The following is a 14,466-nucleotide window of genomic DNA, read 5'->3' as shown; positions in this document are numbered from 1 at the left end:
ACGTCCCCCCGGGAGGTCACGGCGGACAGGCCCCCGGCTCAGGCCAGGTCGAGGCGGATCAGGAAACGCCCGCAGGAGGGGCACTTCACGGGCGGCAGCTGGCCCAGCGCGGCCTTCTGCTGCACGTTCACGGGCAGCACGACGTTGCAGCCGCTGCACCGGCCGCCCTTGATCTCCACGACGCCCAGGCCCTTCTTGGCCTTGCGGATCAGGTCGTATTCCTTCACGGTGCGCGAGTCGAGGTTCTCGACCAGCTGCGCGCGTTCCTCGCGGTCGGCCTGGCCCTGGTCGCGCAGGCCCTGCACGCGCTGCTCGTCCTCGGTTTCCAGGGCGTCCAGGGTGGGGCGCAGGTCGCGGTGCGCCTGGCGCAGCTGGCTGGCCTTGGCGGCGAGTTCCTGCTGACGCTCGCGCAGCGGCCCGAGGTCCTCTTCCATCTCGTCGGCGCGTTCGCCGAGCATCTGGATGCGGCTGCCGTACTGGCTCTGGGCGCGGGCGTCGAAGGCGTTCTTGTCGAGTTCTTCCTTGGCGCGCTGGATCTGGTCGCGGGTGCCGGCGAGGTCCATCTCGGCCTGCCGGAGCTGCTTTTCCACACCTTCGAGGGTGATCTCGGTGTCTTCCAGGCTGTTGTTGATCTCGGTCTGCTGCGCGCGGGCGTCGCGCAGAGCGTCCGGGATGTTGCTCTCCTCGGCGCGCAGTTGGTCGAGGTTCAGGTCCAGTTGCTGAACGCGGTGCAGGCGCTGTAGGGATCCGGTGTCGCTCATCAGGGCCAGTGTACCGCCCACTTCGCGCGCGGGTGCGGCGCGCGCCGGCCGGCCGCGCGGCCTGTCCGGACGGAAACTGCCGTCCTGGCGCGGCCCGCGCGCCGGCCCTGAAGGGCGCCTTTAGACAGCGGCCCGGGCCGTGACCGGCGGGCGCCAGCGCCGACCGTGAGGGGCCCTTGACGCCAGAGGAGCGGGTGTGTATCTTTCTGTGCGTGCCGGAAACGGCACCCCTTGAAAGGCAGTCAAGGATTCCGGGCCGAAAGGCGGCGGTGTTCAACAGCTGAAGTGGTGTGGCCCCATCGTCTAACGGTTAGGACACTACCCTTTCAAGGTAGCGATACGGGTTCGAATCCCGTTGGGGTCACCACTGAAACGCTCCCGCTCCGGCGGGAGTTTTTCTTTTGCCTTTCCACATGCCGGGGATGCCGCCCCACGTCACGGCGGGAATTGCGGCGGACCTTCTATGATGAGGGGCATGACCGATTCGCCCCGCATTCACCTGGGTTCCCTGATGCGCACGCAGGACGACGCGCACGCCGAAGGCGAACTGACAGAACTGACCTACGAGCAGGGCGGCCTTCCCCAGACCCTGCGCTTCGCCGAACCCGCCTGGTACGACGTGGACGTCAACAGCCTCGGCTCGCAGGAAATGTACCTGCAGGGCACGTTCGAACCCACCCTGATCATGGAGTGCGCCCGCTGCCTGCGGGAGGTGCACGTGCCGCTGGAACTGAAGCTCGGCACCCTGATGCGCTACGACCCCAGCGCCGACCAGCCGTACCTGGAAGAGGCCGAGTCCGGCGAGGAGGTGCTGGTGTTCGGCGACCCGAACCTGGACCTCAGCGCCTACCTGGCCGAAACGACCGTGCTGGCCGCGCCGCTGAGCGTGCTGCACGACCCGGCTTGCAAGGGCCTGTGCCAGGTGTGCGGGCAGGACCTCAATGAGGGCACCTGCGAGCACATGGCGCAGGTGCCGGTCGAGGAGATCGACGACGACCTGGGCATTCCGGAAGGCAGCGCGCACGCCAAGCAGAACCCCTTCGCGTCCCTGAAGGACCTGGACGTTCCCGAGGAATGAGCCCCGACGCACAGACCGGCGATTCCCCTGCGCCGGAACTCACGCACTTCCGGGATGGCCTGCCCCGCATGGTGGACGTGACCGGCAAGGCGCCCACCGCGCGCTCGGCCACCGCCGAGGGCTGGGTGCGGCTCCCGCCGGACGCCCGCGCGGCGCTGGAGGCCGGCACCAACCCCAAGGGCGACCCGCTGACCGTGGCGCGGCTGGCGGGGCTGGCGGGCAGCAAACGCACCGCGGACCTGGTGACGCTGTGCCACCCCATTCCGGTGACGGGTGCGGACGTGCAGGTCACGCTGGAACCGGCGGGCGTGCGCGTGCAGGCGACCGTGCGCACCACTGCCCCCACCGGCGTGGAGATGGAGGCCCTGACGGCCGTGACGGTCGCGGCGCTGAACGTGTACGACATGCTCAAGGCCGCCAGCAAGGCCATCGAGATCACGGGCGTGCGGCTGCTCGCCAAGTCCGGCGGGAAAAGCGGCGACTACCACGCGCGGCCCGGCCAGCCCGGGCCCTCCCCCGATCAGGGGTGACGGTGGAGTTTCAGGCAGCGGGAACCCTGCCCCGGTCCCTACCGTATGGGGGTTGATATGGGCCGCCCGCCACCCCCCCCAGAGTTCCCGGACCCCGCCCGCCCCGGCGGTGGGGCGGCCGTGCCGGCGTGGCTGGACTGGCTGCACGAGGACGCCGACGGCACGCTGGGTGCCGAGGACCGCGCGCGGCTGGCCGCCTGGCCGGACGCGGACCGGGTGGCGCGCTGGCGAGAGGCGCTGCACGGCACGCAGGCCGCGCTGAGCAGCCTGCCGCCCCCGGCGTTGCCGCAGAGTGTGGCGCGTCAGGTGGCGGGCGAGGTGGCCGCGTCCGCGCAGTGGCGCGCACTGCCCCCCCCGGCGCTGCCGAGGTCGGTGGCGGCCGCCGTCGCGGCGGACGTGGCCCTGGCCCACACCCTGCAACTGGCGCCCGCGGTCCTGCCCCGGAGTGTGGCCGCCGACGTGGCGGGCGACGTGCGGGTGGCCGGGCAGGTGCGGCCCCCCGCGATTCCGCGGAGCGTGGCGGCCAGTGTCGCCTCCGAGATCGCGTGGCAGGCGCGGCTGCACCACCCGGTACCCGCCGCGCCCTCGGTGGCGGCGGGTCTGGCGGCCCGCATCGCGGCCGAGGCGGCGGGCGCCCAGGCCGTCCGGCCCCTGCCGGCCGAAGTGCCACCGGTGGCTGCGCCGGTGGCCGCTTTCCAGGCGGCCGTGGACGCGACCCCGCCGGAGGCGGCGCACGTCTGGGTGCATCCGGTGCCCTCGCTGCGCGGGCCCAACCCCGCCCCGGCCCTGCTGGTCGGGGCGCTGATGGTGGGCCTGCTGCTGCTGACCGTGACCACCGCCTGGCCGAACCTGACGGCCGGCGCGCTGGTCCTGCAGGCGCTGCTGGCGCAGGTCTCGCCGCTGGCGGTGGTCGGCGCGGCCCTGGTGCTGCTCACCAGCGTGGTGGTCGCGTGGCGACCCACGCCCACCCTGCGGACCGTGGGGGCGGGCGCGTACGCGCTAGCGGCCGTGCTGACCCTGCCCACCCTGTACCAGGGCGCGGCCAGCGGCCGGGTGACCTTCGGACAGAACGTGACCGTGGAACGCCCGGTGGACGGGAACGTGATCGCCATCGGCGGGAACGTGCACCTGACCGGCGCCGCCCGTGTGGACGGCGAGGTGGTCACGCTGCTGGGCGACGTGACCCGCGACCCCGGCGCGCAGGTGACCGGACGGGTGAACACCCTGCTGGGGCAGGCGCCCGGGGACCGCACCGCCCTGCAGGCCCCGCCGCCCAGCGACCTGAGCGTGGCGAGCGCCGCCGCCTTCCGGCCGCTGCTGGGCTGGCTGGGCGGCGCGGCGTGGTCGAAGTTCTTCGTGCTGCTCACGGCGGGCGCGCTGGGGTCGCTGTTCACGCTGGGGGTCGCGCCGGTCCTGGCGCGCCGGCAGCGGCACGCCCCGATGCGGACCCTGGCGCTGGGCGTGCTGACGCTGGCCGCGCTGGGCGTGCCGGCGCTGGTGCTGGGGCTGGCGGGCCTGCTGGGGCCGGCGCTGCTGGCGACCATGCTGCTGGTGCTGCTGCTGGCGGTGGGCCTGAGCGTGACCGCCTACGACGGCGGGCGGGCCCTGGCCGTCCGGGCGCGGCTGCCGGTGCCGGACGTGGTGGGCGCCGTGCTGGGCCTCACCGCGATTGCCGCCAGTCTGGGCGAGCCGCCGCTGGCGCTGCTGTTCACGCTGGTGGGCGGGACCTGGGGTGCGGGCACGCTGCTGCTCACGCACCGCGCCGCCCGCTGAGGCGCGCTAGCCGGGCGGCACCACGGCGCTGAGCCACCACGGCCCGCCCGCCCGTTCCAGGGTGATGCGCGTGCCGGGCGGCGTGACCACCGCCCCCAGGCCCACCGTGAGGCGCAGGGCGGCCTGGAGGGTCCCGGAGTGCGCGAACGCCAGCACGGCGCCCTCCTCCGGCAGGGCGTCCAGCCACGCCTGCACCCGGCCGTGAAAGGCCTGCCCGGTCTCCCCGCCGGGGGGGCCGAGCGGGCTTTGAGGGTCCGAGAGCGTGTCGATCCAGGTGCGCGGGGCCTCGCCGTGCCGGGCTTCGAGTTCCGCCCAGGTGAGCCCGGCCATCACGCCGAAGCGGGCCTCGACCAGGGCCGGGGCGTCCAGCACTTCCGGGAAGCCGGCCAGGGCGGCGGTCTGCCGTACCCGCGCCCGGGGCGAGGCGAACACCACGTCCGCCGCCGGCAGCACGAGCCGGCGGGCCAGGGCCTCCCCTTCCGGGGAGAGGGGCGGGTCCTCGTGCGGGAAGGGATAGCGCCGCTCATGATTGCGGACGGTGGGCGCGTGCCGGACGAGGTGCAGGGTCAGCATGCCCGGGCCTTCACGCCTGCCCCCAGGCGTAACTGAGCAGCACCAGCAGCTCCGCGCCCACCACCACCAGGCCGTACGTGTCGCCGTTCAGCACGCCGCCCAGCCGCCCGGCCGCGAACCGCGCGACCAGCAGCCCGCCCAGCAGGGCGAGAACCGCCGCGAGCAGCCCGCCGGGCAGCAGCAGCACCGGCAGCGTGAGCAGCAGGGGCACCCAGGGCCGCCCGCCCCGCGACTGCCCGCCGATCACGCTGTTGCCCGCCACCGGGTACAGGTTCATGGGAATCAGCATGACCGCCCGGCCCAGCACGGCCGCCACGACCGGCGCGAAGGCCGGGATGGACGCCGAGAGCAGGCTCCAGAGCAGCAGCAGGTACACGCCGCCCGCCGCCAGCCCGAAGGCGCCCACGTGCACGTCGTGCAGGATCTCCAGCCGGCGTTCCGGGGCGCGCATGGCGAGCAGCGCGTCGGCGCTGTCCACCAGTCCGTCGAAGTGCAGCAGGCCGGTCACCCACAGCCACGCCCACACCGCCAGCGCCGCGCCCACGCCCGCCGGGAGCGGCAGGGGCAGCAGCAGCACCAGCGCCACCGCGCCGCCCACCAGGTAACCCACCAGCGGGAAGTACCCGCTGGCCCGGCGGAAGTCCTCGCCGTGCGCGCGGCCCAGGAAGGGCAGCGGGACCGCCGAGAGGAACGTCACGGCGAGGTTCAGCGCGAAGGCGTGCCGGGCGAGCAGGGAACGGGCCGCAGGGGGGTCGGGTGGGGTCACAGCCTCCCCGTTCTAGTGCATCCCGCCGCCCCGGGTCAGGCGGGCCGGCCCGCGCGACCCGGTTGGCCCAGGGCGAGGGCGGCGCCCAGCAGCAGCACCGCCGCGCTGAGTCCCAGGCCCAGGCGCAGGCCGCCCGCGCTGTCGGCGGCCAGGCCGGTCAGGAGGGGGCCGGCCACCTGCCCCAGCGCGAACACGCTGGTGAAGGCCACGATGCCCCGCGCCCAGGCGTGCTCCGGCAGGACCCGGCGGGTGATGACGGTGGTGAAGGTCACGACTGCCAGGAAGCTCAGGCCGAACAGCACGCCGGACAGCAGTAGGGCCGCGGGCACGTGCGACCACAGCGGCAGTGCGGCGCCCACGGCCAGGGTGGCCATCAGGACGCTCATGGCGCGCGCGCCGGGCGCGCGCTGCTGCAGCGGACCCCACACGAAGGGATTCACGACCACGCAGGCGCCCAACACTGCCCAGAACGGCGTGACCAGCCCGCCCGCGCCCACTGAGTTCAGGAACGCCACGATAAAGGTCATGTACGCGATGTACCCCACCCCGAAACACGCGTAGGCCGCGAGCGTGAAGGCCAGGGGCCGCAGCGGGGCGCGCACACCGGGCGGGGCCGGGGCCGCGCGGTCCGGCAGGCGGCGCAGGGCCGGCCGGGTGAGCAGCAGGCACGCCACGGACGCCGCGCCCAACGCCAGCCACGCACCGCGCCAGCCGGAGGTCAGCAGCGGCGGGAGCAGCAGCGCCGACAGCACGATCCCGATGCCGGCGCCGCCGTAAAACACGCCCAGCAGGCGCGCGCTGCGGGCCGGATGCTGCCGCGCCGCCAGGGCCGCCAGCCCGCCGCCACTCACGAACACCCACGCGCCGCTCAGGCCCGCCAGGAACCGCAGGACCAGCAGCACCGCCCCGTCGCCGGACAGGGCGCAGGCGGCCAGGGCGGCGGCCGTGACGAGCAGGCCCACCGTGAACAGCCGCCGCAGGCCCCAGCGGTCACCGAGCCGCGCGGCACTCAGGGCGCCGGCGAGGTACCCCAGGGCGTTCGCGGCGTTCATCGCGCCGGACAGCGTGAAACTCCAGTGCAGGTCCGCGCGCATGGCGGGCAGCAGCAGCGCGTACGCGAAACGCGCGAAGCCCAGCGCGACGGCGCCGCCCAGCGACAGCCGCAGCATGTCCAGCAGGGCCTGCACTTCCGGGTCACGGGCACGGGTCATCACACCTCCAGCGGTGCAGGCATTTCAGCACGGGCGGGCACGGCCGTGGGGCGGGCCGTCCGGATAGGAGTGGCCGGCAAGAGAGCGCGGCCCGGCAATGAAGTTGCCGGGCCGCGCGGATAGGGTGCCGCTCAGGGGGTGGCCGGGTCGGGCAGCAGGGCGGCCTCCACCACGATCTCGGATTTCACGCTGGCGGCCACCGAACAGTACTTCTCGTGGCTGAGTTCGGCGGCCTTCAGCAGGGTCTCCTGCGTGACGCCCTGGCCGCGGCCGAGGTGGCGCACGGTCATGCGGCGGTAGTGCTTGGGGGTGGTGGTGTCGTCGAGTTCCGCGACGAGTTCCACGCGGTACTCGGCCAGGGGGGTGCGCTTCTTGCGCATGATTTCCACCACGTCGTAGGCGGTGCAGCCGGCCACGGCGGCCAGCAGGGCCTCGCTGGGGGACACGCCGACCTTGATGGGGCTGTTGTCCAGCAGGATCTGGTGCCCGCTGGCGCTGTGGCCCACGTAACGCTGCTCGCCGAGGTGGTGCAGGGTCATGGTTTTCGTGACGGTCATGCCCTCATGGTAAGCCCCGCAGCCGGGGAATGATACCCCCCCAGGCTATCTGGCGCTGATGAGTCAGGGAGTCTGCCGCACCAGCGTCCGGAAGGTCAGGTCGTACGCATTCCTCGCGTCCGCCGGCCGGACCCGCTCGGTGGTCACCGTCCACTCCCCCGGCAGCTCCGGCATGAAGGTGTCGCCCTCCAGCACGGTGTGAATCACCGTCTCCTCCCGCCGCGTGAGCTGACCGGCATACAGCGCGTAGATTTCCGCCCCGCCGATGATCGCCACCTCCGGCGCGTCCCCCGCCGCCTCCAGCGCCGCCGCGGGCGTGTGCACCACCACCGCGCCCTCCGCCCGGTACGCCGGGTTGCGGGTCAGCACGATATTCAACCGGTCCTTCAGCGCCGTGCCGCCCAGCGACTCCCACACCTTGCGGCCCATGATGTTCGGCCGGCCCACGCTCAACCGCCGGAAATGCGCGAAGTCCGCCGGCAGGTGCCACGGCATCCCCCCGTCCCGGCCGATCACGCGGTTTTCCGTCATGGCGTAGATGGCGACCAGCTCCGGCTTACCCGGCATGGACCACCTCGATGCCCGCGCCGCGCAGGATGTCCGCCCCGAACGGCAGGCCCGCCACCGCCCGGCCCTCCTCCTGATACGGCGTGGCGAACACCACCCGCGACACCCGGCGCGAGTTCACGATCAGCCGCGCGCACGTCGAGCACGGTTCGTGCGTGACGTACAGCGTGTGACCCTCCCCGTTCCAGTTCGCGGCCAGCAGGGCATTCACCTCCGCGTGAATGAACCCGGACTGCCCGTGCGCCAGCGACTCGCGCTCGTTCGGTTCGCCCGCCGCGCGGCCGTTGTAGCCCACGCCCACCACCCGGTGATGCCGGTCCAGGATGCACGCGCCCACCTGCACCTTCGCGTCCGCGCTGCGCGACGCCCAGAGTTGCGCCGTCGCCAGTCCCAGCTCATCGAAACTGGGGCGGGTCACCGGGCCCCCAGGGCGCCGCGCAGGGTGGCGGCCACGGCGTCCAGTTCAGGGCGGGCCGGGCTGGGCCAAGTGGCCTCTACCTTGAACGCGTCACCTTCCAGTCGCGGGAAGACGTGCATGTGCGCGTGGAACACGTCCTGCCCGGCGGCCTCGCCGTTTGCCATCCAAAGGTTGAAGTCGTGGCCGGGCAGGGTGCTGCGCTGCTGTGCCCGGGCCACCTCCTGCGCCAGCTGGGCCATCGCGGCCGCTTCGGCCGCGGTGAGGTCCGTGAAGGTCACGGCGTGCCGGCGGGGCACCACCAGGGTGTGTCCGGTGTTGAAGGGCGCGATGGTCAGGAAGGCCACGCACAGGTCGTTTTCGGCCACCGGGCTCACGGGGGAGCGGCCGGCCACGATCTCACAGAAGATGCAGGGGTGGGTCATACCGAGATGGGGGCCTTGATCCCCGGGTGCGGGTCGTACCCGCTGAGCGTGAAGTCCTCGAAGGTGAAGGCGTCGATGTCCTGCACGGCCGGGTTCAGGTGCATGACGGGCAGGGGCCGCGGTTCCCGCGTCAGCTGCCGGCGGGCCTGCTCGAAGTGGTTGGCGTACAGGTGGCAGTCCCCGCCGGTCCAGATGAACTCCCCGGGTTTCAGGCCGGTGACCTGCGCGACCATCAGCGTCAGCAGCGCGTAACTGGCGATGTTGAAGGGGACGCCCAGGAAGATGTCGGCGCTGCGCTGGTACAGCTGGCAGCTGAGCCGCCCGTCGGCCACGTAGAACTGAAACAGGGCGTGGCAGGGCGGCAGGGCCATGCGTCCGATCTCCCCCACGTTCCAGGCGCTCACGATCAGGCGGCGGCTGTCCGGAGTGCGGCGGATGGCCTCGATCACCTCGCGGATCTGGTCCACGTGCCCGCTGTCCGGGGTGGGCCAGCTGCGCCACTGCACGCCGTACACCGGCCCGAGTTCCCCGTCCGGCGCCGCCCACTCGTCCCAGATGGTCACGCCGCGGTCCTGCAGCCAGCGCACGTTGCTGTCACCGCGCAGGAACCACAGCAGCTCGTAGATGATGCTTTTCAGGTGCGTGCGCTTGGTGGTCACCAGCGGGAAGCCCTGCGCGAGGTCGAAGCGCATCTGGTGCCCGAACACGCTGCGGGTGCCCGTGCCGGTCCGGTCGGTCTTGTCCGTGCCGTGCTCCAGCACATGCTCCATCAGGTCCAGGTACGCCCGCATGCCTCCAGTAGAGAGGCCGGGGCGCTACCCGTCAAGCCGCACCTTCAGTTCCGCCGGCCCCCGCAGCACCGGGTTCGGCTTATAAGGCGGGCGTGGGTCCAGCACCCGCAGGCGCGGGAAGCGCTCGGCCAGCGCGGCGTACACCTCGGTGATCTCCAGCCGCGCCAGACTGGCCCCCAGGCAGTAGTGCGGGCCGGCCGCGAACGCCAGGTGCCGCGCGGCGTTCGGGCGGGTCCAGTCCAGCCGGGCCGGGTCCGGGAACACCAGCGGGTCGCGGTTCGCGGCGGCCAGCATCACCTGCACCTGCGTGCCGGCCGGCAGGGGTGTGCCCTCCAGCAGGAGGGGCCCGGACAGGGTGCGGCCGTCGAGCTGCACCGGGGACACGACGCGCAGCAGTTCGTCCGCGACGCCGGGCCGGCGCGGGTCCGCGGTCAGGGCGGCCCAGGCGGCAGGCTGAGCGGCCAGTTCCAGCAGCCCGCCGGGAATCAGGTTGCTGGTCGTCTCGTGCCCAGCGGTGAGCAGCAGCACGGCGTTGGAGAGCAGCTCGTCGCCACTGAGGCGCTCGCCGCCGTCCTGCGCGGCCGCCAGCGCGGACAGCAGGCCGGGCCGCGGCCGGGCGCGCAGCTCGCCGGCCAGGTCGCGGAAGTACGCGCGCATCTCGCGGGCGTCCGCGTCAATGCGGGCCAGCAGTTCCGCCGACTGGTTCGCGCCGCCCAGCAGTTCCGCCACGCTGCCCGACCAGCGCACGAACCGCTCCTCGTCCCCAGCCCCCAGGCCCAGCATGGTCATGATCACCCGCGCCGGCAGCGGGTGCGCCAGTGCCGCCACCAGGTCCACCTCGGTGCCCGCCGCCTCCCGGGACTGCGCGGCGTCCAGCAGGTCGTGCACCAGCGCGCGGACCAGGACCCGCTGCTCCTCCACCACCCGGGGCGTGAAGGCCAGTTCCACCAGGCCCCGCAGCCGGCGGTGGTCGGGCCCGTTGCGCCACAGCATCATGCCCTGCAGCAGCCGCACGCCGTCCGAGGCCGGCGCCCCGCCCATACCCTGACCGCTCAGGGCCAGCGGGGAACTCAGCGCGGCGCGGTTCGCCGCGTGCCCCGTCAGGAACGCCGCGTTCCACTCCGGCAGGTGCAGCACCCCGCCGGGCGCGTGGGCGCGCACCGCCTCGTACAGCGGGTACGGGTCCGGCAGGGCGGCCGGGGAGTACAGGGCCTCCACGGCCTTCAGCGCGCGGGGGTCGGAGGCGGGGCGCGGGGTCATGCCCCAGGGTGCCGCACGGCCGGCCCCGGGCTCAAGTCCGTCCGGGGCCGGCGCGTGTCATCCTGGGCGCCGGCCCGCGCCCTCACCGGAGGCCGGGACCGCGGCCCGTCTCCCCTTCCGCCTTCATGTTCCCGACCTTCAGGAGAGCTGTCATGACGCGATCCCTGCTGCTTCTCGGCGCCCTGCTCGGCCCGGGCGTGCTCGCCGCGCCCGCCTCCCCCCCGGTGGCCCCGGCCCCCGCTCCTGCCCCCTCGCTGCTGCCGCACCTGGACGTGGGCGCGCCCGCCTGGAAACCGTACCTGGTCAAGCCGCCGGTGCTGATCACCACCCGCCTGGACTCGCAGGACGGCGGGTGCGGCACGCACGCCAGCGGCCTGCTGCTGAAACAGGCCAAGGCCCTGCCGGCCGGGCAGTACGTGGTGAGCTTCGACGCCCGCACGGTGGGCGGCACCCTGACCGTCCAGTACGGTCTGAACGACCGCACGACCGCCACCGCCGACCTGACCGGCAGCTGGCGCGGATACCAGCAGACCTTCACCTGGGACGGCGGCGCGAAGATCACGCCCGCCGCCGTGCGCACCGAGAACGTCAACCGCGTGTTCCAGATCACCGAGAACGTCGAGAAGAACACCCCGTGGGAGGTCCGGCGCCTGAGCGTGCGCCGGCGCGCCGCGAACGGCACGCTGGGACCGAACCTGCTGCCCACCCAGGACCCCCAGGCCGCGCCGTGGCTGCCGTACTGCGCCGCCGCGAAGCTCACGACCACGGTGATGTTCCTGGGCCGGGACGCCTCGGCCGACAACCCCCGCAGCGGCGTGCTCTACTCCCTGGCCCCCAAAAATCTCCCGGCCGGGCAGTACCGCGTGAGCTTCACCGGGCGGTCCCTGAGCGGCCCCATGGAGATCGTGTACGGCCTGAACGACGGCAACACCCGCACCGCCCTGCTGGACCGCGAGTGGACGCCCTTCACCGCGGACTTCAAGCTCGCCGCGCCCAAGGGACAGGGCGACCGGGTGGTGCAGCTGTTCGAGACCGGGCCCCGCAACACCCCCTGGGAAATCCGGGACCTGCGCGTGGAAAAGCTGCCCTGACCGGCAGGCGCCCGCGGCCGGGGCCCTCAGGCCGGCTGGACGGGCGGCTCCGGGAGGACGCAGCCGGGCGCGGGCAGGGCTGTCCCCGGCGCACGGCGCAGGACCAGCTGAAGCTCCTCCTCGAAGGAGGTCATATTCAGCCGGGAGCGGACCTCCAGCGTGAGGCCCGGGAAGGCCGGGGCCTCGGCCGCCTCATTGTTCAGGCGGGCCACCAGCCACGGCTCCAGCGCGCGAGGAACGGCCGCCGTCAGGCAGGCCCCGCCCACCCGGACCACCGTGCGGGCCAGCCGGGCCGCCAGTGCCGGGTCCCGCGTCGGGCGAACGAACGTGAAGGTCAGCCCGGTCACCGGCCCGGCAGCCTGCGCCGTCACCGCCAGCCACGCCGAGCGGCCATCCGGCAGGCCGAGGTCCAGCACGTACCCGTCCGGCAGGCGGCCCCGCAGTTCCCCCTCCCGCAGCAGGACGCGGTCCAGGGGCACGGGGGCCGGGGCCGCGGGGAGGGCCGGGGCGCTGCCGAGGGTGAGCAGTAAGAGGGCCAGGAGGGGCTTCATGTCCGCGGGTACGCCGCCACCCGGGCGGGCGTTCCGGACGGCGCCTCAGCCGCGGCGGGTGACGCCGTCGGTGGTGAGCAGCGGGCCGTACAGTTCCGGGCGGCGGTCCCGGAAGAAGCCCATGCCGGCCCGGAACTTGCGGGCCTCGGCGAGGTTCAGGGCATGCAGCAGCGGGCCCTCCTCGGTCTCGCCGAATTCGGCGACGAGTTCGCCGGTGTAGTCGCTGATGAAGCTGTGGCCGTAGTACGTCTGGTTCAGGTCGCCCACGGTTTCCGTGCCGATGCGGTTGGCGGCGCCCACGTAGGAGCTGTTGCTCACGGCGTGGCCGACCATGGCCCGCTGCCACATGTGGTGGCTGTTGGGCGACTCCACCTCGGCCGGTTCGGACCCGATGGCGGTGGGATACAGCAGGAAGTCCGCGCCCTGAAGCATCATCACGCGGGCGGTTTCCGGGTACCACTGGTCCCAGCAGATGCCGACGCCCACGCGGCCGAAGCGGGTGGGCCACACCTTGAAGCCGGTGTCGCCGGGGTTGAAGTAGTACTTCTCCTCGTAGCCGGGCCCGTCGGGGATGTGGGTCTTGCGGTAGTTGCCGAGCAGTTCGCCGTCCGCGTCGATGCACACCAGGGAGTTGTAGTGTGCCTGCCCGGCCCGCTCGAAGTACGACAGGGGCAGCACCACGCCCAGTTCCCGCGCGAGGTTCTGGAACCGGCCGATGAACGGGTGGCCCTCGATCTCGTGCGCCAGCCCGAAGTAGTCCTCGCGTTCCACCTGGCAGAAGTACAGGTTCTCGAACAGTTCCGGCAGCAGGATCACCTGCGCGCCCTGCTTCGCGGCGTCGCGCACGTGCGCCTCGGCGCGGGTCACGTTGTCCTGCAGCTGGTCCGTGACGTGCATCTGGATCACGGCCAGGGTCACGGTGTCGGGCACGGGTCGGGTCATAGGGGCAGGGTACCGGATGCGCCCCGGCCGTTCCGGGCGAATGAACACGCTCTGAACCCGGCCGGGCCCTACCCGGCCGCCTGGTGGCAGACCAGCCGGTCCCGGCCGCGGATCTTCGCGGTGAGGAGCCGCGCGCCGGCCAGCGCGAGCGCCTGGTCCGGGGCGTCCGTCTCGGCAAGGACGACCAGCCCGCCGCTCAGGGTCAGGGCGTAACCCCGCCCGCGTTCCACGGCGCGCAGCTGGGCGCGCAGGTCCTCCGCCCAGGCGCAGGCGGCGCGGGGGCCGCCCGGCACGGCCGCCAACACCAGGAATTCGTCCCCGCCCCAGCGGGCCACCAGGGCCGTGTCGTCCAGGCCGCCCCGCAGGGTCTGCGCGAGGTGGCGCAGCACGTCGTCCCCGGCGGGGCGGCCGAAGGTGTCGTTCAGGCCCTGAAAGTCGTCCACGTTCAGCAGCAGCAGCGCGGTGTGGCGGTGGTCGGTCCCCGTGCGGAAGGCGGCGCGCAGGCGTTCCAGGGCCGCGCGGCGGTTGAGCAGGCCGGTCAGGACGTCGTGCACCTGCAGGTCCCAGGCGAGTTCGGCCCGGACCCGCTGGTCGCGGATGGCGCGGCCGTACACGGTCATGAAGCTCATCAGCACGCCCAGGTACAGCACCGACGCGAGCAGCAGGGAATCCGGCGCGGGCCGCGTGAACCCCACCGCTGCCAGGACCACCGCCGAACCGGCCGCGACCACGCCCGCCGGCAGCAGCGGCAGCAGCGTGTACGCCGCGGCGACCAGCACGAGGTGCGATAGATACGGCTGGGTGCCCAGCGGCCGCCCGGTCCACAGCACGCCCAGGGTGCTGAGCAGAAACCACCCGGCGGCGTACCACAGCACCAGCGGCGCCAGGGATTCCGGGGCCACGCGCCGCAAGGCGACCAGGGCCAGCAGGGCCGCGCCGACCACCAGGCCCACGCTGCTCAGCAGGGTGAGCGGCAGGTCCGCGCGGCTGAGGTTGTCGAGGACGAGCAGCACCTGCAGGCCCAGGGTGAGGGCCGCCAGGGTCAGCACCCCCGGCCGCCGCAGCCGGGCGATCAGGTGGGCGGAGCGGTCCTCGTGCATGCTCCCAGCATAGTGACGCCCGGGCCGGCCGCCGTTCCGGCCTGTCCCGCCCGGGAAGCCCAAGTGAATCCCAAG

The 14,466-nt window shown here is 73.4% G+C and carries 17 protein-coding genes and 1 tRNA gene; 5 read left to right on the top strand and 13 right to left on the bottom strand.

Going from position 1 to position 14,466, the window contains the following annotated elements; translation table 11 throughout:
- Positions 1–38: 38 nt before the first annotated feature.
- Positions 39–761: a zinc ribbon domain-containing protein gene (locus DFI_RS01970; RefSeq protein WP_022800361.1), complete on the bottom strand. Its 723-nt coding sequence runs from the start codon at positions 759–761 to the stop codon at positions 39–41.
- Positions 762–1,053: 292 nt separating this feature from the next.
- Between DFI_RS01970 and DFI_RS01965 the strand changes: the two genes are divergently transcribed.
- From DFI_RS01965 to DFI_RS20050, 4 genes are all read left to right on the top strand, one after another.
- Positions 1,054–1,128, top strand: a tRNA-Glu gene (locus DFI_RS01965).
- 108 nt (positions 1,129–1,236) lie between these two features.
- Positions 1,237–1,839, top strand: coding sequence for a YceD family protein (locus DFI_RS01960; RefSeq protein WP_022800362.1), 603 nt, complete (start codon positions 1,237–1,239; stop codon positions 1,837–1,839).
- Positions 1,836–2,369, top strand: coding sequence for a cyclic pyranopterin monophosphate synthase MoaC (gene moaC, locus DFI_RS01955; RefSeq protein ID WP_027463929.1), 534 nt, complete (start codon positions 1,836–1,838; stop codon positions 2,367–2,369). Before DFI_RS01960 ends, moaC begins: the two co-directional genes overlap by 4 nt.
- A gap of 57 nt (positions 2,370–2,426) precedes the next feature.
- Entirely contained in the window at positions 2,427–4,142 is a 1,716-nt protein-coding gene (locus DFI_RS20050) for a polymer-forming cytoskeletal protein (protein ID WP_155864592.1), read from the top strand.
- A 6-nt stretch (positions 4,143–4,148) separates the two neighbouring features.
- On the opposite strand, the gene DFI_RS01945 is transcribed toward DFI_RS20050, so the two are convergent.
- From DFI_RS01945 to DFI_RS20915, 9 genes are all read right to left on the bottom strand, one after another.
- A complete protein-coding gene (locus DFI_RS01945; protein WP_027463927.1) occupies positions 4,149–4,715 on the bottom strand; it encodes a histidine phosphatase family protein in 567 nt (188 codons plus the stop codon).
- 10 nt (positions 4,716–4,725) lie between these two features.
- Positions 4,726–5,481, bottom strand: a complete 756-nt coding sequence (locus DFI_RS01940; protein WP_244940297.1) for an adenosylcobinamide-GDP ribazoletransferase — start codon at positions 5,479–5,481, stop codon at positions 4,726–4,728.
- A gap of 35 nt (positions 5,482–5,516) precedes the next feature.
- Entirely contained in the window at positions 5,517–6,692 is a 1,176-nt protein-coding gene (locus DFI_RS01935; protein WP_027463925.1) for a YbfB/YjiJ family MFS transporter, read from the bottom strand.
- A 131-nt stretch (positions 6,693–6,823) separates the two neighbouring features.
- On the bottom strand, positions 6,824–7,249 hold the full coding sequence (locus tag DFI_RS01930) for an OsmC family protein (protein WP_027463924.1): 426 nt from the start codon (positions 7,247–7,249) through the stop codon (positions 6,824–6,826).
- Between the two features lie 63 nt (positions 7,250–7,312).
- The gene (locus tag DFI_RS01925; protein WP_027463923.1) at positions 7,313–7,816 is read right to left on the bottom strand and encodes a dihydrofolate reductase; all 504 of its coding nucleotides are present in this window, start codon (positions 7,814–7,816) and stop codon (positions 7,313–7,315) included.
- Positions 7,806–8,234, bottom strand: a complete 429-nt coding sequence (locus tag DFI_RS01920; protein WP_022800370.1) for a dCMP deaminase family protein — start codon at positions 8,232–8,234, stop codon at positions 7,806–7,808. Before DFI_RS01920 ends, DFI_RS01925 begins: the two co-directional genes overlap by 11 nt.
- Positions 8,231–8,656: an HIT family protein gene (locus tag DFI_RS01915; RefSeq protein ID WP_022800371.1), complete on the bottom strand. Its 426-nt coding sequence runs from the start codon at positions 8,654–8,656 to the stop codon at positions 8,231–8,233. Before DFI_RS01915 ends, DFI_RS01920 begins: the two co-directional genes overlap by 4 nt.
- On the bottom strand, positions 8,653–9,447 hold the full coding sequence (locus DFI_RS01910; protein ID WP_027463922.1) for a thymidylate synthase: 795 nt from the start codon (positions 9,445–9,447) through the stop codon (positions 8,653–8,655). The genes DFI_RS01915 and DFI_RS01910 overlap by 4 nt, the downstream gene beginning before the upstream one ends.
- A gap of 24 nt (positions 9,448–9,471) precedes the next feature.
- A complete protein-coding gene (locus DFI_RS20915; RefSeq protein WP_027463921.1) occupies positions 9,472–10,707 on the bottom strand; it encodes a cytochrome P450 in 1,236 nt (411 codons plus the stop codon).
- Positions 10,708–10,859: 152 nt separating this feature from the next.
- On the opposite strand from DFI_RS20915, the gene DFI_RS01900 reads away from it, so the two are divergent.
- A complete protein-coding gene (locus DFI_RS01900) occupies positions 10,860–11,798 on the top strand; it encodes a hypothetical protein (protein WP_027463920.1) in 939 nt (312 codons plus the stop codon).
- A 26-nt stretch (positions 11,799–11,824) separates the two neighbouring features.
- Here DFI_RS01900 and DFI_RS20910 read toward each other — a convergent pair whose 3' ends face one another.
- From DFI_RS20910 to DFI_RS01885, 3 genes are all read right to left on the bottom strand, one after another.
- The gene (locus tag DFI_RS20910) at positions 11,825–12,349 is read right to left on the bottom strand and encodes a hypothetical protein (protein ID WP_027463919.1); all 525 of its coding nucleotides are present in this window, start codon (positions 12,347–12,349) and stop codon (positions 11,825–11,827) included.
- A 45-nt stretch (positions 12,350–12,394) separates the two neighbouring features.
- Entirely contained in the window at positions 12,395–13,291 is an 897-nt protein-coding gene (gene aguB, locus DFI_RS01890) for an N-carbamoylputrescine amidase (RefSeq protein ID WP_027463918.1), read from the bottom strand.
- A gap of 68 nt (positions 13,292–13,359) precedes the next feature.
- Complete coding sequence (locus DFI_RS01885) at positions 13,360–14,391, bottom strand: GGDEF domain-containing protein (protein ID WP_027463917.1); 1,032 nt, start codon at positions 14,389–14,391, stop codon at positions 13,360–13,362.
- Between the last annotated feature and the right edge of the window lie 75 nt (positions 14,392–14,466).

The sequence above is a fragment of the Deinococcus ficus genome (assembly GCF_003444775.1).
In the GTDB taxonomy this organism is placed as follows: domain Bacteria; phylum Deinococcota; class Deinococci; order Deinococcales; family Deinococcaceae; genus Deinococcus; species Deinococcus ficus.
The sequence above is the reverse complement of the archived record's forward strand: the minus strand, read 5'-3'. Positions and strand labels throughout refer to the sequence as shown.